Here is a 17,661-nt window from a genome sequence, read left to right on the forward strand (position 1 = left end):
CCCGTCTCCCTTTCCGGGAGGCGGGGCCCTCGTGCTTTCGCTACGCCATTACGGCCAGTCGCCGATCTCCGGCAGGACGGCCGAGCCGTCCGCGGTGGGCGCGGTGGCGGCCGGGCGGCCGGAGAGCCAGCCGGCCAGCTCGCGGCGGGTGCCGCGGACCGTCACGGTGGCCTGCGGGTCGCCGATCGCCGGGCCGCCGTCGCCCGGCACCGCCGCCACCCCGGCCGGCAGCCGGACGGCGAGGAACTGCAGCAGGTGGTCGGCCAGTTCGTCGGTGACCGCGTCGATCCGGTAGCCGAGGCCGAGGTCGACCGCGTGCAGCTCGACCTCGCGCCAGTAGGAGAGCTGGGTGGCCAGCAGGCTGCCCCGGTAGGGGCTGGGGAGCTGCCAGTCCTCCTCGCCGAGCTTCTCCCAGGCCGCGAAGAGCGTCTCGGAGCCCTGGGCGAAGGCGTCCCGCAGCCACTGGGCCGGCTTGTCGTGGTTGGCCTCGATCAGCCCGTTGCGGGAGGCCGGGCCCCGGTCGTAGACGGCGATCTGCTCGCCGCGCAGCGCGTACTCCGCCTGGCGGGCGAAGGCCGGGCCCATGCCGGCCAGGTGGGCCAGGATGTGGCCCCTGGTCCACTCGGGCAGCTCGGTGGCCTCCCGCGCCTGCTCGTCGGTCAGCTCCGCGATCAGTGCGCCCAGTCGGTCGGAGGCCGCCTTGATCTGGGCGATCCGCTCCGCCGTGCCGAAGTCGTTCATGTCCTGTCCCCGACTCTCGTGTCCTACGCCTGTCCCTGCCTACCGGCCGAGCATCGCCCTCCGCGCGCGGGGAAGCCGCGTCCCGGCGGAAATTCACCGATGCCTTGTCACCTCGGAACTCTTCCTACCTGGAAGTAACTTCGCTACAGTGACCCGCACGCACCACCGCCGGGCTTCGGGAGCCGCACCGGCGGGGCCGCGTCCGCCGTGCCATCGCACCCTGGCGGACCCGGCACACCTCACCAGTGCGCCTGAGAACCACGGCAGTCCAACGCCAGAGCCGGAGCGGACCGGCCTGCCCGCGTGACGCCGCAACCGTCATCTCCCGCCTCCGCGCCGCCACACCCTCCTCCCCCGCCCCACACGGGCCGCCGCTCGACGACGAGCCGCGCGCCGGGCCGGGGAGGGCGGCGCGGTCCCCATGACAAGGAGTCAGGACAATGGAGCGTCCCTTCCCCACCGTCGCCGTGGTCGGCCTCGGCACCATGGGTGCCGGCATCGCCGTCGCGGTGGCCCGCAGCGGCCGCCGGGTGATCGGCATCGAGGCCGGCCCCGCCGAGGCCGCCACCGCGCTGGCCCGGATCGAGGAGGCCACCGCCGCCGCCGTCCGCCGGGAGCGGCTGACCGAGGACGAGCGCACCGCCCTGCTCGCGCTGGTCTCGGTCGGCGACCAGCTGGACGCCGCGGCCACCGCCGACCTGGTGATCGAGGAGGTCCCGGAGCAGCTGGAGCTGAAGCGGGAGCTGTTCGCCGAGCTGGACCGGATCTGTCCGCCGGAGACGGTGCTGGCCACCGGCACCACCGCGCTCTCGGTCACCCGGATCGCCGCCGCCACCAGCCGCCCCGAGCGGGTGCTGGGCCTGCACTTCTTCAACCCCGTGCACACCATGAAGCTGGTCGAGGTGGTGCGCACCGTGCTGACCACCCCTCAGGTGGCCGAGCAGGCCGCCGAGTTCGCCCGCGACCTGGGCAAGGAGCCGGTGGCCGCCGGGGACCGGGCCGGCTTCGTGGTGAACGGGCTGCTGTTCGCCTACCTCAACCAGGCAGCCGCGATGTACGAGTCCAAGTACGCCACCCGGGAGGACATCGACGCCGCCATGCGGCTCGGCTGCGGCCTGCCGATGGGCCCGCTGGCACTGCTCGACCTGATCGGCGTGGACACCGCGCGCACCGTCCTGGAGGCGATGTACGAGCAGTCCCGGGACCGGCTGCACGCCCCCGCCCCGATCCTCGGCCAGCTGGTCGCGGCCGGGCTGCTGGGCCGCAAGAGCGGGCGCGGCTTCTACACCTACCAGGCCCCCGGCTCCTCCAGGGTGGTGGCCGAGGCCGGCGCCGCCGCCGTCGAGCGCCCGGCCGGGCGCGAGGTGCGCACCGTCGGCGTCTGCGGCTCCGGCACCATGGCCACCGGCATCGCCGAGGTGTTCGCCAAGGCCGGCTACCAGGTGGTGCTCACCGCCCGCAGCCAGGCCAAGGCGGACGCCGCCAAGGCCCAGTTGGCCGGCTCGCTGGAGCGCTCGGTCAAGCGCGGCCGGCTGACCGAGGAGCAGCGCGACGCCGCGCTGGCCCTGGTCACCCCGGCCGGCTCGTACCAGGAGCTGGCGGAGGCCGACCTGGTGGTCGAGGCGGTGGCCGAGGACCTGGCGGTCAAGCGGGAGCTGTTCGCCACCCTGGACAAGATCTGCAAGCCGGGCGCGGTGCTCGCCACCACCACCTCCTCGCTGCCGGTGATCAGCTGCGCGACCGCCACCTCGCGGCCGCAGGACGTGATCGGCATGCACTTCTTCAACCCGGCCCCGGCGATGAAGCTGGTCGAGGTGGTCTCCACCGTGCTGACCGCGCCGGACGTCACCGCCACCGTGCTGGAGCTCTGCGCGCGCGTGAAGAAGCACCCGGTGGAGTGCGGTGACCGGGCCGGCTTCATCGTCAACGCGCTGCTCTTCCCGTACCTCAACGACGCCGTCCGGATGCTCCAGGAGCACTACGCCACGGTGGACGACATCGACACCGCGATGAAGCTCGGCTGCGGCTACCCGATGGGCCCGTTCGAGCTGCTGGACGTGGTCGGCCTGGACGTCTCGCTGACCATCGAGAAGGTGCTGCACCAGGAGTTCCGCGAGCCCGGCCTGGCCGCCGCACCGCTGCTGGAGCACCTGGTGGCGGCCGGGTGCCTGGGCCGCAAGACGGGTCGCGGCTTCCGCGACCACGTGCGCCGGTGACGGGCCGTCAGCCGGCCGCCGGGGCACCGTCCCCGGACGGCCGGGCGGCCGCCCCGGCGAGAGCCGTCCGGCCCGCCTGGGGGCCCGGCGCGGCGGCCGGGCGGTGGCCCCGCCCGGCGGTCTCCGCGCCCGTGCCGCCACTGCGGCGTCCGAAGCCCGCGGGAGGGCCTCCCGGTACGTGTAGCGTTCCGGGCATGGACCGGGAACAGTCATCCGAAACGTCAGCCCCGGAGCGGGCGGAGGGCGGCCGGACGGCCGCCGACACCGGGGCCGGCAGCCGCCGGGCGGCCGCCCAGCGCCTCCAGATGCGCCAGGACCTGGCGACCGCGGCGATGGACCTGTTCTCCTCCCAGGGGTACGAGGAGACCACCGTCGACCAGATCGCGGCCGCCGCCGGGGTGGCCCGGCGGACCTTCTTCCGGTACTTCCGGTCCAAGGAGGAGGCGATCTTCCCGGACCACGACGACACCCTGGTCCGGGTGGCCGACCTGCTGGCCAGCGCCGACTCCGAGGAGCACCCGCTGGACGTGGTCTGCCGGGGCATCAAGGAGGTGCTCCGGATGTACGCCTCCACCCCGGGCGTCTCGGTGGCCCGGTACCAGTTGATCCGTCAGGTCCCGGCGCTGCGCGAGCGGGAGATCGCGGTGGTCTCCCGGTACGAGCGGCTGTTCACCCGGTACCTGCTGGGCCGCTTCGACGCGGCCGAGGAGATCCCGCCGGGCTGGCAGCGCGGCGGGGACGACGACTCGATGCTGGCCGAGGTCTCGGCGGCGGCCGTGGTCGCGGCCCACAACCACGTGCTGCGGCGCTGGCTGCGGGCCGGCGGCTCGGGCGACGTGGAGGCCCAGCTGGACCACTCCTTCGACGTCATCCGCGGCACCTTCTGGGCCACCGCGCCGAACGGCATGAGGCGGCGCGGCACCGGTGTGGCACCCGGTGCCAATGTGACACCGTCGCCGGCCTTCGAGGTCATGACGGCCGATGCACTCGGTGCCGTCCCGGGCGGCTCAGGAGGTGAGGTGCTCATCACAGTCACCCGCACCGACGCCCCGCTGGAGCAGGTCGTGGACCGGATCAAGGCCGCCCTCAGCGCGCCCACCGGCTAACGTCTCCGCAGGTCAGAGCAGTTTCGAAGGCCCGTCCCGACTCCTCGGGGCGGGCCTTTCGCACGCCCCCGGCGGGCGCCGCGGAGCGTGTGCTGGTTCACTCGAATTCCTGGCACGCGGTGTCTTTACGAGTGGCACAGGGTGCCACTACCTTGTTGCTCACCAGCGCGGCGCCGCGGCTCCCCACCTCGGCGCGCCGTGTCAGGTGCGACACCACCAGCCGTCGCAGCCCGCAGACTTTCCAGCAGTTCCCACCCAGACCGACAAGCGAAGCCGGTGTCCGCTCCCGGCTCCCCCAGACGCCCTGTGCGCCCTCACACAGGTACGCCTTCGGAGGCAGCCATGAAGGAAATCCTCGACGCGATCCTCAACCCCGACAGCACCTCGGCGGACTTCGCCGGGCTCAAGCTGCCGGAGTCCTACCGGGCGGTCACGCTCCACAAGGACGAGGAGCAGATGTTCGCCGGCCAGGCGAGCCGCGACAAGGACCCCCGCAAGTCCCTGCACCTCGACGAGGTGCCGCTGCCCGAGCTCGGCCCGGGCGAGGCCCTGGTCGCCGTGATGGCCAGCTCGGTGAACTACAACACCGTCTGGTCCTCGATCTTCGAGCCGGTCTCCACCTTCGGCTTCCTGGAGCGCTACGGCCGCCTCTCGCCGCTGACGAAGCGTCACGACCTGCCGTACCACGTGCTCGGCTCCGACCTCGCGGGCGTGGTCCTGCGCACCGGCGCCGGCGTCAACGCCTGGAAGCCGGGCGACGAGGTCGTCGCGCACTGCCTCTCGGTCGAGCTGGAGTCCCCGGACGGCCACAACGACACGATGATGGACCCGGAGCAGCGCATCTGGGGCTTCGAGACCAACTTCGGCGGCCTGGCCCAGATCGCCCTGGTCAAGACCAACCAGCTGCTGCCCAAGCCCAAGCACCTCACCTGGGAGGAGGCCGCCTCCCCGGGCCTGGTCAACTCCACCGCCTACCGCCAGCTGGTCTCGCAGAACGGCGCGGGCATGAAGCAGGGCGACAACGTCCTGATCTGGGGCGCCAGCGGCGGCCTCGGCTCGTACGCCACCCAGTACGCGCTGGCCGGCGGCGCCACCCCGATCTGCGTGGTCTCCAGCGAGGCCAAGGCGGAGATCTGCCGGACCATGGGCGCCGAGGCGATCATCGACCGGTCCGCCGAGGGCTACAAGTTCTGGAAGGACGAGAACAACCAGGACCCGCGCGAGTGGAAGCGCCTGGGCTCCAAGATCCGCGAGTTCACCGGCGGCGAGGACGTGGACATCGTCTTCGAGCACCCGGGCCGCGAGACCTTCGGCGCCTCGGTCTACGTCACCCGCAAGGGCGGCACCATCGTCACCTGCGCCTCCACCTCCGGCTTCATGCACCAGTACGACAACCGCTACCTGTGGATGTCGCTCAAGCGCATCGTCGGCTCGCACTTCGCCAACTACCGCGAGGCCTTCGAGGCCAACCGCCTGGTCGCCAAGGGCAAGATCCACCCGACCCTCTCCAAGGTCTACACCCTGGAGGAGACCGGCCAGGCCGCCCTCGACGTGCACCACAACAAGCACCAGGGCAAGGTCGGCGTGCTCTGCCTGGCCCCGCAGGAGGGCCTGGGCGTCCGCAACCAGGAGCTCCGCGAGCAGCACCTCCCCGCCATCAACCGCTTCCGGAACATCTGATGGGCGCCGACCGGGACCGTCCCTGGCTGATGCGCACGTACGCGGGCCACTCCACCGCGAGTGACTCCAACGCGCTCTACCGGAAGAACCTGGCGAAGGGTCAGACCGGCCTCTCGGTCGCCTTCGACCTGCCGACCCAGACCGGCTACGACTCGGACCACGTGCTGGCCCGCGGCGAGGTCGGCCGGGTCGGGGTGCCGGTCGGCCACGTCGGCGACATGCGGACGCTGTTCGACGGCATCCCGCTGGAGCAGACCAACACCTCCATGACGATCAACGCCACCGCCATGTGGCTGCTGGCGCTCTACCAGGTGGTCGCCGAGGAGCAGGGCGCGGACATCGCCAAGCTCACCGGCACCACCCAGAACGACATCGTCAAGGAGTACCTGTCGCGCGGGACGCACGTCTTCCCGCCCGGCCCCTCGGTCCGGCTGATCACCGACATGATCGCCTACACGGTCGGCAACATCCCCAAGTGGAACCCGATCAACATCTGCAGCTACCACCTCCAGGAGGCCGGGGCCACCCCGGTCCAGGAGATCGCGTACGCGATGTGCACGGCGATCGAGGTGCTGGACGCCGTCCGCGACTCCGGCCAGGTGCCGGCCGAGCGGATGGGCGAGGTGGTCGCCCGGATCTCCTTCTTCGTCAACGCGGGCGTCCGCTTCGTCGAGGAGATGTGCAAGATGCGGGCCTTCTCCCGGCTCTGGGAGAAGGTCACCCGCGAGCGCTACGGCATCGAGGACGCCAAGCAGCGCCGGTTCCGCTACGGCGTGCAGGTCAACTCGCTCGGCCTGACCGAGGCCCAGCCGGAGAACAACGTCCAGCGGATCGTGCTGGAGATGCTGGCCGTCACGCTCTCCAAGGACGCCCGCGCCCGGGCCGTCCAACTCCCGGCCTGGAACGAGGCGTTGGGCCTTCCCCGGCCCTGGGACCAGCAGTGGTCGCTGCGCATCCAGCAGGTGCTGGCCTTCGAGTCCGACCTGCTGGAGTACGGCGACATCTTCAACGGCTCCGAGGTGATCGAGGCCAAGACCGCCGAGCTGCTGGCCGGCGCCGAGGCGGAGATCGCCAAGGTGCTGGGGATGGGCGGGGTGATCCCGGCCGTCGAGTCCGGCTACCTGAAGTCCAACCTGGTCTCCTCGCACGCCGCCCGGCGGGCCCGGATCGAGTCCGGCGAGGACAAGATCGTCGGGGTCAACTGCTACGAGACCACCGAGGAGAGCCCGCTCACGGCCGACCTGGACACCGCCATCATGGTGGTCGACCCGGCCTCCGAGCAGTCCGTCCTGACGGCCCTTCAGACCTGGCACCGGGAGCGGGACGAGGCGGCCGCCCAGGCCGCCCTGGCCGAGCTCAAGACCGTCGCCGGGACCACGGCCAACCTGATGCCCGCCACGCTGGCCTGCGCCCGTGCCGGGGTCACCACCGGCGAGTGGGCCTTCGCCCTGCGCGAGGTCTTCGGCGAGTACCGCGCCCCCACCGGAGTCGGCGGCGCGCCCGTCGCCGTGCCGGCCGAGCCCGGCGGCGAGCTGGCCGCCGTCCGCGAGGCGGTCACCGCCACCGCGGCCGAGCTGGGCACCGGCAAGCTCCGCCTGCTGGTCGGCAAGCCCGGCCTGGACGGGCACTCCAACGGCGCCGAGCAGATCGCCGTCCGGGCCCGCGACGCGGGCTTCGAGGTGGTCTACCAGGGCATCCGCCTGACGCCGGAGCAGATCGTCTCGGCGGCGGTCGCGGAGGACGTGCACTGCGTCGGCCTGTCGATCCTCTCCGGCGCCCACCCGGAGCTGGTGCCCGACGTCCTCTCCCGCCTGCGGCGGGCCGGGGTGGAGGATGTCCCCGTGATCGTCGGTGGCATCATCCCGGCAGCGGACGCGGAGGTCCTCAAGGCCGCCGGCGTCGCCGCCGTCTTCACCCCGAAGGACTTCGGCATCACCACCATCATCGGCCGGATCGTGGACGAGATCCGGCTGGCCAACAGGCTCCAGCCTTGGGCCGCGACCTCGACCGCCGCGACCAGCTGACCCGGAAGGACTGACCCACCCTCATGACTGTGAACCGCCTGCGCCCCCGCCGCTCCTGTCTGGCCGTCCCCGGCAGCAACCCGCGCTTCCTGGAGAAGGCGCAGGGCCTGCCGGCCGACCAGGTCTTCCTCGACCTGGAGGACGCCTGTGCCCCGCTGGTCAAGGAGAGCGCCCGCCACAACATCGTGGACGCGCTGAACAACGGCGACTGGGGCAACAAGACCAAGGTCGTCCGGGTCAACGACTGGACCACGCACTGGACCTACCGGGACGTCATCACCGTGGTCGAGGGCGCCGGCCCGAACCTCGACTGCATCATGCTCCCCAAGGTGCAGGACGCCACCCAGGTCAAGGCGCTCGACCTGCTGCTCACCCAGATCGAGAAGACCATGGGCTTCGAGGTCGGCAAGATCGGCATCGAGGCGCAGATCGAGAACGCCAAGGGCCTGGTCAACGTCGACGAGATCGCCGCCGCCTCGCCCCGGCTGGAGACCATCATCTTCGGCCCGGCCGACTTCATGGCCTCGATCAACATGAAGTCCCTGGTGGTCGGCATGCAGCCGCCCGGCTACCCGGCCGACGCCTACCACTACATCCTGATGCGGATCCTGATGGCCGCCCGGATGCACGACCTCCAGGCGATCGACGGCCCCTTCCTGCAGATCCGCAACCCCGAGGGCTACCGCGAGGTCGCGAGCCGCGCCGCCGCCCTCGGCTTCGACGGCAAGTGGGTGCTGCACCCGGACCAGGTCGGCGCGGCCAACGAGATCTTCTCGCCCTCGCAGGAGGACTACGACCACGCCGAGCTGATCCTCGACGCCTACGACTGGTGCACCTCCGAGGCCGGCGGCGCCAAGGGCTCGGCGATGCTCGGCGACGAGATGATCGACGAGGCCAGCCGCAAGATGGCCCTGGTCATCGCCGGCAAGGGCCGCGCGGCCGGCATGCAGCGCACCTCCAAGTTCGAACAGCCCGTCTCTGACAAGAAGGCGGAGGCCTGACGTGCAGTTCGGACGCACCTACGAGGAGTTCGAGGTCGGCGCGGTCTACAAGCACTGGCCCGGGAAGACCGTCACCGAGTACGACGACCACCTGTTCTGCCTGCTGACGATGAACCACCACCCGCTGCACATGGACGCCAACTACGCGACCACCACCGTGCAGGGCCAGAACGTCGTGGTCGGCAACTACATCTACTCGCTGCTGCTCGGCATGAGCGTCGAGGACGTCTCCGGCAAGGCGCTCGCCAACCTGGAGATCGAGTCGCTGCGGCACATCGCGCCGACCTTCCACGGCGACACCCTCTACGGCGAGACCGTGGTGCTCGACAAGAACATGACCTCCAAGCCGGACCGGGGCATCGTGTACGTCGAGACCAAGGGCTACAAGCAGGACGGCACGGTCGTCTGCATCTTCCGCCGCAAGGTGATGGTGCCGACCGAGCAGTACCTGAAGGAGCGCGGCGGCGACCAGCCCGGCCGCCCCGAGCCCCTCTCCTAGACCCCGGCCGAGGAGCCGCCGTCATCGGCCCCTCTCCCGGTCACGGGGCCCCGCAGAGTCACGCCTGCGGGGCCCCACAACTCCCCTCCACCCTCAGACCTTTCCTGGAGCCGCACGATGGGACGCCTCGCACAGACCGACGGCCTGACCGAGATCCAGCGGGACATCCTCGCCACCGTGCGGGACTTCGTCGACAAGGAGATCATCCCGGTCGCGACCGAGCTGGAGCACAAGGACGAGTACCCGACCGCGATCGTCGAGGGGATGAAGCAGCTCGGCCTGTTCGGCCTGACCATCCCCGAGGAGTTCGGCGGCCTGGGCGAGTCCCTGCTGACCTACGCCCTGGTGGTCGAGGAGATCGCCCGCGGCTGGATGTCCGTCTCCGGCATCGTCAACACCCACTTCATCGTGGCCCACATGATCAACGCCCACGGCACCCAGGAGCAGAAGGAGTACTTCCTGCCCCGGATGGCCGCCGGCGAGATCCGCGGCGCCTTCTCGATGTCCGAGCCGGGCCTGGGCTCCGACGTGGCGGCGATCTCCACCAAGGGCGTCAAGGACGGGGACTTCTACGTCCTCAACGGCCAGAAGATGTGGCTGACCAACGGCGGCACCTCCACCCTGGTCGCGGTCCTGTGCAAGACCGACGAGGGCGGCTCCACCCCGTACAAGAACATGACCACCTTCCTGATCGAGAAGGAGCCGGGCTTCGGCCCGAACCCGAAGGTCCCGGGCCTCACCGTGCCCGGCAAGATCGAGAAGATGGGCTACAAGGGCGTCGACACCACCGAGCTGGTGCTCCAGGACGTCCGCATCCCGGCCGACCGCATCCTGGGCGGCGTCCCGGGCAAGGGCTTCTACCAGATGATGGACGGCGTCGAGGTCGGCCGGGTCAACGTGGCCGCCCGCGGCTGCGGCGTGGCCCGCCGCGCCTTCGAGCTGGGCATCTCCTACGCCCAGCAGCGCTCCACCTTCGGCAAGAAGATCGCCGAGCACCAGGCGATCCAGTTCAAGCTCGCCGAGATGGCCACCAAGGTCGAGGCCGCGCACCAGATGATGGTGATGGCCGCCCGCAAGAAGGACAGCGGCGAGCGGAACGACCTGGAGGCCGGCATGGCCAAGTACCTGGCCTCCGAGTACTGCAAGGAGGTCGTCGAGGACGCCTTCCGCATCCACGGCGGCTACGGCTTCTCCAAGGAGTACGAGATCGAGCGCCTCTACCGGGAGGCCCCGATGCTGCTGATCGGTGAAGGTACGGCGGAGATCCAGAAGATGATCGTGGGACGCCGCCTGCTCGAGGAGTACCGCATCGCGGACTGAGACCACCGTCCGACCGGGCCCGGCGTGCGGGCCGGAGCCCGGTGAGGTCGTAGGGCGTGTACCCCCGGGGTATGCGCCCTACGGCTGCTTCCGTACGCTCTTGATTGACGACCCGTCAGCCGTGTTCGTATTGAGACGTGGGTCACGAGGCGAGCTCGGACCCTTGGGGAACCGCAGTCCGCCGCGTTACGGTCGTACACATAGCAGGCACGGATCGGCACCGCACCGGACACCCAGCTCAGCAGGCGGCTTGCCCACCTACCGCCTGGTCCCGATACCATCCACCGGGACAGCATGCCGTCCCTTTATCACTCGATCCCCGCGGTGGCCCCCGTCCAGGTGCCAAGCTCTGCCGGCCGGGGCCCGCGACTAAGGTATTCGATGCCCATCAGCCCGTCCCCTCACTCCTCCGCTCCGGCTGGCGATGCCCTCGCCCCGGCGAACGGTCGACGCCCGCGCGTCACCATCGCGCGAGGAGCCACCCCCTGGTTCGTGCCCACCCTGGCAACGGCCGCGATCACCACCGCCCTCACCCGGCGGAGCGGCAAGTGGGCCGTGGCGGCCGTACCGGCCTGCGCGCTCAGCGCGGGCATGCTGTGGTTCTTCCGTGACCCCGAGCGGGAGATCGGGCAGGGCCGGGTCATCTCCCCGGCCGACGGCGTGGTCCAGTCCATCGACGCGTGGCCGGACGGCCGCACCCGCGTGGCCATCTTCATGAGCCCGCTCAACGTGCACGTCAACCGCGCGCCGCTGCCCGGCACCGTGACGTCCGTCGAGCACGTGCCCGGGAACTTCGTCCCGGCGTTCAACAAGGACAGCGACAACAACGAGCGTGTCGTCTGGCACTTCGACACCGAGCTCGGCGACATCGAGATGGTGCAGATCGCGGGGGCCGTGGCCCGTCGCATCGTGCCGTACGTGGACGCCGGAACCAAGGTCGAGCAGGGCGAGCGGATCGGTCTGATCCGCTTCGGCTCCCGCGTCGACACCTACCTGCCGGCCGGCGTCGAGGTCGGCGTCGAGGTCGGCCAGAAGACCACTGCCGGGGTGACGCGCCTTGACCGTGACTGATCCTGAGACCCTGGTCGGGCTGGACGACGAGGAGACGGCGCTGCGCCGTCGCCGCTGGGCCCGCGACCGGGAGCTGCGCGCTCCCCGTTCGCCCCAGCACCTGTCGACCGCCGACTTCCTGACCCTGGGGAACGCCGTCTGCGGCTTCCTGGCGATCTACTCGATCACCACCGGGGTCCTGATGCCGCACATCACCGGCGCCTCGGCGGCCGGGCCCGACAAGCACAGCGCCGCCACCGCGGTGACGCTGCTGCTGATCGGCTCGATGTGCGACCTGTTCGACGGTCTGGTGGCCCGCAAGCTGCGCTCCTCGGCGCTGGGCGCGGAGCTCGACAACCTGGCCGACCTGATCAGCTTCGGCATCGCCCCCGCGTACTTCGTCGCGGTCTGGGGCATCGTCAGCCCGGGCTCGGACCAGCGCTTCTCGGCGCTGATCGCGCTCACCGTGCTGCTCGCGGTGGTGCTCCGGCTGGCCCGCTTCTCGGCGGTCAAGATGGCGCCCGGGATCTTCCAGGGCATGCCCTGCCCGATGGGTGCCATGACGGTGATCGCCATCGTGCTGCTCGACCCGCCGTTCGTCCCGGGCCTGCTGATGATCTTCGGCGTGGCCTACCTGATGGTCAGTCGGATCGAGTACCCGAAGCCGCAGGGCATGCTGGCCACCGCCACCCTGTGCTGGATCGTGGTCTCCATCGGCTGCCTCGCCGCCTGGGCGGCCGGCCTGCCCGGTGGCAACACCCTGATGCACGTCGGCGCGGTCGCCCAGATCACGCTGGCCGCGATGGCCCCGCTGCTGGTCATCCGCCGCAAGGTCGGCCAGAAGGTCGGCGACGTCCGGGCCCGCCGCGCGGAGTCGCGCAGCGGCTGCTGACGCCGCCCCACGCACGAAGAGAAGGCCCCGAACCGGATCCCGGTTCGGGGCCTTCTCCGTCATGTCGTGCGCGCTACGCCCCGCCGTTGTGCACGCTGAAGGCGCTGCGGCGGGCCGCCCGGGCCACCACCGGGTCCGGGTGGACCGAGGCGACGGCGGTCAGCACCGAGGCCGCCCTGGGGTGGCCGGACTGCCGGGCCCGGTGGAACAGCCGGACCGGCTCGCCGGCCGAGGCGCCCTCCACGTGGCCGACCAGCAGGCTGGTCTCCCCGTGGTCCAGCACCGCCGCGGCGGTGTCCACCCAGAGCCAGGCGGCGTCCTCCGCCGTCAGCACGTCCGAGGGCAGCACCCCCGCCTCGTCCGACTGCTCGGCCAGCCAGAGCAGCGCGTACGGGCGCAGCACGGGCTCGTCCACGGCCGCCCGGACCGCCTGCTCGGCGGTGCCGCCGGCCACCCGGAGCGCCTCGAAGGCCAGACCGCGCAGCAGCGCGTCCTCGCCCCGGGCGGCGTCCAGCAGCTCGGCCACCGCGCGGTCCACCGGCCGGGCCGCGACCCAGGCCCGGTACTCGGCGCGGGCCGGGCCCGGCGAGTAGTTGGCGCAGGCGTCCAGCAGCTCCAGGGCGCTCTGCTCGATGTGCCCGGCGGCGGTCTGCGCGACGGTGCAGATCTCCTCCAGCTTGGCCCGCACCGCCCAGTGGCCCAGCGGGGAGAGCTCGGCCGCCTCGTCGTGCCGGGTGAGGGCACCGACGGCCGCCAGGCCGTCCAGCATCCAGTCCAGCACCGCGGCCACCTCGGCCGGGGCGTGCGGGGTGTCGATCTGCGGCTCGCGGCAGGTGCCGCGGACCGCCGAGACGGCGGAGGCGGCGTGCGGGACGGGCGAGAGCGGGCTGGTGCCCGCCGCCACCCGGCGCTCGTCCAGGCCCCGGCGGAGCAGCTCCAGCAGCTCGCTGTCGGGAACCGGGCCGTCCACCAGGTGCAGGAAGGACAGCAGCTGCGGGGCCTGGTCCACCGCCTGTCCCGCCAGCACCGCGAAGACGCCGCGCATCGCGGCGGGCGGCATCGGGGCGACCAGCGTCCAGGCGTCGAACAGCGCCGACCAGCCGCGGATCACGGCCTCGTCGTCGTGCTCCCAGGCGTGCAGCCGCCAGCCGGGTGCGGCGCCGCCCTCGCGGGCCTCCACCAGGCCGACCAGCAGTGCCTGGCCCCAGGCGCGGGCAGCGGCCCCCACGGTCATCGCCAGGGCCTTCCCGGCGGCGCGGGCGTCCTCGGGGAGGAGCTCCCCACGCTTGTCCACGTGCTCCAGCTCACCCGCCCAGCGGGCGATCCGGACCGCGTCGGCGAGCATCCGCCGGGCCAGCGGGGCCAGCTCGGAGGGGGCCGGGAGGCCATCGGGAACCGGCACCCGGCCCCGGCCGGGCTTGGGTGCGGGCGTGCGGCGGCGCGGGGCGCCCGGCTGCACTGTGTCGGGCCGACGGGCCGAACCGGGGAGACGGGTCACCGTCGCACCGGTACCGGTCTTCGGCGGGAGCGGGGCATCACGGTCGCGCGGATTCCGAGACGTCACGCCGTGCAGTCTTCCCCGTGTACGGGCCTCCTGTCACATCGGCTTTTCGCGCGAGCGGTGCAAACCCGACCGAGAAGGTCATTTCTTCGGTCACACAAGGCACCGGAGCGGCCATGGGATGCCCCGGGGGCGCGGGGCTCTGCTGATGTGCGGCTCCGCCGCGTGGGCGCGCGACGGGCGGCAGAACCGGCCTGGCCGGCGGCGGTGGTCACTCCGGGGGCGCGGGGAACTGCGCGAGGACGGAAGGCGGCTCACCTGCACCTGATCCGCCGTCAGCCAGTTGCAGGTGCTGCCGTTCCCCTGCGCGCAGTTCCCCGCGCCCCTGGTGTAACCACTTCCGTCAGAGGAGGGGCGTGAGCCAGCGGCGGAGGGATTCGGTGTAGGGGGTGGGGGCGGCGTTCCAGAGGGCGGCGTGTTCGGCGTGGGGGACGGGGTGGAGGCTGACCAGGTCGCCGCGGAGGTCGGCCAGGCGGGCGGCGGCGGACCAGGGGGCGATGGAGTCGTCCGGGCTGTGCAGCAGGAGGGTGGGGACGTGCAGGTCGGTGCCGGAGGCGAGGCGGGCGAAGCCGGCCAGGTCGACGCCGGCCCGGCCCTCGGCCGCGAGGGCGCCGAGTTCGGCGACGGCGGCCGGGACGCCGGCCCGGGCGCGTTCGCGGCGGACCGTCCGGGACCAGTCGAGCACCGGCGAGTCCAGCACCAGCCCGGCGATCGACTCCCGGAAGGCCGAGCGGGCGGCGGTCTGGAGCGCCATGGTGGCGCCGGTGGACCAGCCGTAGAGGATCACCTTGCCCGCACCGCTCTCCAGGGCCAGCCGGATCGCCGCCTCGACGTCCTCCCACTCGGTCTCGCCGAAGTGGGTGAGGCCGTCCGGTGAGTCGGGGGCGCCCTGGTCGCCCCGGTAGGTGACGGTGAGGGTGGGGAGCTCCAGGGCGCGCAGGGTCGGGATGACCGGGAGGGCCTGGGTGCGGTCGGCGCCGGGGCCGTGCACCAGCAGGACCCAGGTGCCGCGCTTACCGGGGGTGTACCAGGCGGGGAGGTCGCCGTGCTCACCGGCCGCGATGGTGTCGGTGTGGTCGATGCCGAGGGCGGTGCGCGGGTCACCGGTGAGCACCCGCGGGGTGAACTCGACCTTGGTGCCGGGGTCGAGGGAGCCGCCGTCGACCAGCTCCAGGCGGCGGGTGACGGTCTGCGGCCCGGTGGCCAGCACCTCGCCCACCACGGCGTGCCCGCCGTTCGGCCACTCCAGCGCGTACCGGCCCGGCAGGGCGGTTGCGGCGCTGCGGGTGAGCACCACCGCGCCCGGGGCCAGGTCGTGCACCCGCAGTTCGGGGGCGCTGCCGGGCTCGGGCCGTCCGGGCCGCACCACGTTCTGCGAGGCCCGGCGGCCGATCAGCAGGACGGCCGCGCCACCGGCTCCGACGACGGCGGCGGCCACCATGGCCGCGGTTCCCCAACGCATGGGCGCTCCCGGGTGTGAGGGCGGGTCTCGGACGTTGCGGTCCATTCGACCGGGGGCGGGAGCGGGGTGCCACCGGAGTGCCGCCGTACGGGAACGGAAGCGGACGGTGCGTCAGACGGGGATGTCGGTGGGGCGGGCCGCGAGCAGTTCCCAGAAGCGCTGGAGCGGCGGCACGTCGGGCTGCTGCTCGGCGACGGGGGCGGGCGCGGCGCCCCAGTGCATCGGCACGACGTGGTCCTGCTGGAGGTCGGCGAGGACGCTCTCCAGGACGGAGCGGGGCACCGGCAGCAGCTTGGCGACCGGCTTCACCTGGCTCTGCCAGCGGCCGTCCACGCACTGCCGCAGGCACTTCTCCAGGGCGTCCTGACGGTTGGTCACCCAGGCGAAGGCCCGGAGGGTGAGGCCGAGGACCTGGGCGAGTTCCCAGGACTGCTCCGGGTCTCCGGGCCAGCTGCCGGTCAGCTCGGCCTGTTCGTAGACGCGCAGGGCCACGCCGATCCGGCGGGCGGCCTGCTCCTGGGTGAGCTCCCGGGCCACCCGGAAGTCGCGCAGGCTCGACGGGGCGGTGCCCATCAGCTGCGCCGGCGGGCACCAGAGGGCGCGGGCCAGGGCGATGAACTCGGTCTCGTCCGGGCGGTACTCCCCGGTCTCCCAGCCGATCACGTGGGTGGGCAGCAGCCGCACCCCGTGCGCGGCCATGCCGGCCGCGACCTGATCGGGCGTCAGCCCGAGGCCCACCCGGTGGGCCCTCGCGGCGGCGGGTGAGAACGGGACCGGCGTGGGGGTGGGCGGTCTGCGGCGCATGCCCAGACCGTAGGTGCGGCCCGGCTGCCGCCTGCACCCGCTGAACGCACGAACCGGATTCCCGGCCCGGGGCGCGGCGCTGGAGGATCCTCCCACTACTGACGGGTGATCACCCAGGGCCGCTCGGAGATAACGACGGCGAGGAGCGCCCCGCAGGGGCGCGGGGAACTGCGCGTGGGGGAACGGCAGCACGTGCAACTGGCTGACGTGCCTTGAGTTGCAGGTGGACCGCCTTCCGACTCGCGCAGTTCCTCGCGCCCCTGCGGGGCGCTCCCGGGCGTCACATCTTGCCGAAGAGCTCCTCGATGGTGGCCGGGGTGGGGAGTTCGCCGTTGGGGGTGAGGCGGTCGACCGTCGACGGGAGGTGGGTGGCGAGGGTGTCGGCGGCCTGGTCGGGGGTGATGCCGGCATTGCGGGCGAGCATCTCGAGTTCGCCGGGCGGGAGGGCGGCGGCGAGTTCGGGGCCGGTGACGGGGTGGTTGTCGCCGGTGCCGACCCAGGAGCGGGCCTGGGAGCCGAGACCGCCCTCCGTCAGCTGCTGGAGCAGGGCGCCGAGCCCGTTGCCCCGCCCGGCGCCGTTCGCGGCCAGCGAGCCGAGCAGGATGGAGAGCAGGTTCCCCGCGCTGGCGTTCCCACCGCCGCTGCCGCCGAGCAGGCCGCTGAGGAGTTTGCCGAGATCGGTCATCGCCGTCCCTCTTGTTTCTTCCGGGTCCGGTACGGCGACGGTGCCGTGCCACGGCCAGCCTGCCGCCGCCGCAGGCGCGCCGCACGGCGGGGCGGACAACCGTGTGACCAACCCCTCCGCCACCGTTGTTGACGCCCGGTCGAGGGGCGTGGTGGGATCTTTCAGCCAATCGGAGGCAAGGAGAGGAAGCCGGTGCGAATCCGGCGCGGTCCCGCCACTGTCACCGGGGAGCACGCTCGAACCATGGTCACGACGGCCCGCCCAGGCGGCTGTTGGAAGGCCCGAGGGTGTGTCCGACCCGGAAGCCAGGAGACTCTCGCCCCCGCTACGTCGATCCAGGGCGCGGACCCTGAGTGAGGACACGCACTGATGCCGCCTGCCCGGAGCCACGCCGACTCGCCCGCACCGTGCGCCGTCTGACCCCCTTTCTGCTGGGCGCCGCCGCCGGCTACCTGGCGGACGCCCGCTTCGGCGATCCCCGGCGCGGCCATCCGGTGGCGCTGTTCGGTACGGCCGCGACGCGGCTGGAGCGCCGGATCTGGCGCGACGACCGCGCCGTGGGTGCCGCGTACACCGCCGTCTGCGTCGGGGCCGTCGCCGCGGGGGCCGCGCTGGCCGGG

General features: G+C 72.4%; 15 protein-coding genes and 1 riboswitch. Of the genes, 10 read left to right on the forward strand and 5 right to left on the reverse strand.

What is annotated here, in order from left to right:
- Positions 1–48 precede the first annotated feature (48 nt).
- Entirely contained in the window at positions 49–741 is a 693-nt protein-coding gene (locus ABD946_RS40870; RefSeq protein ID WP_345290789.1) for a maleylpyruvate isomerase family mycothiol-dependent enzyme, read from the reverse strand.
- Between the two features lie 440 nt (positions 742–1,181).
- Here ABD946_RS40870 and ABD946_RS40875 point away from each other — a divergent pair, with 440 nt between their 5' ends.
- The 9 genes from ABD946_RS40875 to ABD946_RS40915 all read left to right on the forward strand — a co-directional run bounded on the left by ABD946_RS40875 (position 1,182) and on the right by ABD946_RS40915 (position 12,529).
- On the forward strand, positions 1,182–2,957 hold the full coding sequence (locus ABD946_RS40875) for a 3-hydroxyacyl-CoA dehydrogenase family protein (protein WP_345290790.1): 1,776 nt from the start codon (positions 1,182–1,184) through the stop codon (positions 2,955–2,957).
- 194 nt (positions 2,958–3,151) lie between these two features.
- Positions 3,152–4,063: a TetR family transcriptional regulator gene (locus tag ABD946_RS40880; RefSeq protein ID WP_345290791.1), complete on the forward strand. Its 912-nt coding sequence runs from the start codon at positions 3,152–3,154 to the stop codon at positions 4,061–4,063.
- 342 nt (positions 4,064–4,405) lie between these two features.
- Positions 4,406–5,743: a crotonyl-CoA carboxylase/reductase gene (gene ccrA, locus ABD946_RS40885; protein ID WP_345290792.1), complete on the forward strand. Its 1,338-nt coding sequence runs from the start codon at positions 4,406–4,408 to the stop codon at positions 5,741–5,743.
- On the forward strand, positions 5,743–7,767 hold the full coding sequence (locus ABD946_RS40890; RefSeq protein WP_345290793.1) for a protein meaA: 2,025 nt from the start codon (positions 5,743–5,745) through the stop codon (positions 7,765–7,767). Before ccrA ends, ABD946_RS40890 begins: the two co-directional genes overlap by 1 nt.
- 23 nt (positions 7,768–7,790) lie before the next feature.
- On the forward strand, positions 7,791–8,768 hold the full coding sequence (locus tag ABD946_RS40895; protein ID WP_345290794.1) for an HpcH/HpaI aldolase/citrate lyase family protein: 978 nt from the start codon (positions 7,791–7,793) through the stop codon (positions 8,766–8,768).
- Position 8,769: 1 nt separating this feature from the next.
- Positions 8,770–9,267: a MaoC family dehydratase gene (locus ABD946_RS40900; RefSeq protein WP_345290795.1), complete on the forward strand. Its 498-nt coding sequence runs from the start codon at positions 8,770–8,772 to the stop codon at positions 9,265–9,267.
- Positions 9,268–9,384: 117 nt separating this feature from the next.
- Positions 9,385–10,587, forward strand: a complete 1,203-nt coding sequence (locus ABD946_RS40905) for an acyl-CoA dehydrogenase family protein (RefSeq protein WP_345290796.1) — start codon at positions 9,385–9,387, stop codon at positions 10,585–10,587.
- Positions 10,588–10,968: 381 nt separating this feature from the next.
- Positions 10,969–11,658 (forward strand): phosphatidylserine decarboxylase, encoded by a 690-nt coding sequence (locus ABD946_RS40910; RefSeq protein WP_345290797.1) that lies wholly within the window; start codon positions 10,969–10,971, stop codon positions 11,656–11,658.
- Positions 11,645–12,529: a CDP-alcohol phosphatidyltransferase family protein gene (locus ABD946_RS40915; RefSeq protein ID WP_380149066.1), complete on the forward strand. Its 885-nt coding sequence runs from the start codon at positions 11,645–11,647 to the stop codon at positions 12,527–12,529. The genes ABD946_RS40910 and ABD946_RS40915 overlap by 14 nt, the downstream gene beginning before the upstream one ends.
- Before the next feature lie 73 nt (positions 12,530–12,602).
- On the opposite strand, the gene ABD946_RS40920 is transcribed toward ABD946_RS40915, so the two are convergent.
- The 4 genes from ABD946_RS40920 to ABD946_RS40935 all read right to left on the reverse strand — a co-directional run bounded on the left by ABD946_RS40920 (position 12,603) and on the right by ABD946_RS40935 (position 17,164).
- A complete protein-coding gene (locus ABD946_RS40920; RefSeq protein ID WP_345290798.1) occupies positions 12,603–13,931 on the reverse strand; it encodes a hypothetical protein in 1,329 nt (442 codons plus the stop codon).
- A gap of 502 nt (positions 13,932–14,433) precedes the next feature.
- Positions 14,434–15,552, reverse strand: coding sequence for an alpha/beta hydrolase family protein (locus ABD946_RS40925; protein WP_345290799.1), 1,119 nt, complete (start codon positions 15,550–15,552; stop codon positions 14,434–14,436).
- A 111-nt stretch (positions 15,553–15,663) separates the two neighbouring features.
- A complete protein-coding gene (locus ABD946_RS40930; RefSeq protein ID WP_345290800.1) occupies positions 15,664–16,356 on the reverse strand; it encodes a helix-turn-helix domain-containing protein in 693 nt (230 codons plus the stop codon).
- A gap of 280 nt (positions 16,357–16,636) precedes the next feature.
- Complete coding sequence (locus ABD946_RS40935; protein ID WP_380149061.1) at positions 16,637–17,164, reverse strand: YidB family protein; 528 nt, start codon at positions 17,162–17,164, stop codon at positions 16,637–16,639.
- A gap of 33 nt (positions 17,165–17,197) precedes the next feature.
- Positions 17,198–17,379: riboswitch (cobalamin riboswitch) on the forward strand.
- A 69-nt stretch (positions 17,380–17,448) separates the two neighbouring features.
- Here ABD946_RS40935 and ABD946_RS40940 point away from each other — a divergent pair.
- Positions 17,449–17,661: cobalamin biosynthesis protein (locus ABD946_RS40940; RefSeq protein WP_345290802.1), on the forward strand; the 213-nt coding region annotated here is incomplete at its 3' end.

The sequence above is a fragment of the Kitasatospora albolonga genome, assembly GCF_039535905.1.
Taxonomy (GTDB): Bacteria; Actinomycetota; Actinomycetes; order Streptomycetales; family Streptomycetaceae; genus Kitasatospora; species Kitasatospora albolonga.

Excerpts from the sequence above, each read along its gene's own strand:
- ABD946_RS40870 (WP_345290789.1), bottom strand. The coding sequence starts at position 741 with ATGAACGACTTCGGCACGGCGGAGCGGATCGCCCAGATCAAGGCGGCC.
- ABD946_RS40875 (WP_345290790.1), top strand. The coding sequence starts at position 1,182 with ATGGAGCGTCCCTTCCCCACCGTCGCCGTGGTCGGCCTCGGCACCATG.
- ABD946_RS40880 (WP_345290791.1), top strand. The coding sequence starts at position 3,152 with ATGGACCGGGAACAGTCATCCGAAACGTCAGCCCCGGAGCGGGCGGAG.
- ccrA (WP_345290792.1), top strand. The coding sequence starts at position 4,406 with ATGAAGGAAATCCTCGACGCGATCCTCAACCCCGACAGCACCTCGGCG.
- ABD946_RS40890 (WP_345290793.1), top strand. The coding sequence starts at position 5,743 with ATGGGCGCCGACCGGGACCGTCCCTGGCTGATGCGCACGTACGCGGGC.
- ABD946_RS40895 (WP_345290794.1), top strand. The coding sequence starts at position 7,791 with ATGACTGTGAACCGCCTGCGCCCCCGCCGCTCCTGTCTGGCCGTCCCC.
- ABD946_RS40905 (WP_345290796.1), top strand. The coding sequence starts at position 9,385 with ATGGGACGCCTCGCACAGACCGACGGCCTGACCGAGATCCAGCGGGAC.
- ABD946_RS40910 (WP_345290797.1), top strand. The coding sequence starts at position 10,969 with ATGCCCATCAGCCCGTCCCCTCACTCCTCCGCTCCGGCTGGCGATGCC.
- ABD946_RS40925 (WP_345290799.1), bottom strand. The coding sequence starts at position 15,552 with ATGCGTTGGGGAACCGCGGCCATGGTGGCCGCCGCCGTCGTCGGAGCC.
- ABD946_RS40930 (WP_345290800.1), bottom strand. The coding sequence starts at position 16,356 with ATGCGCCGCAGACCGCCCACCCCCACGCCGGTCCCGTTCTCACCCGCC.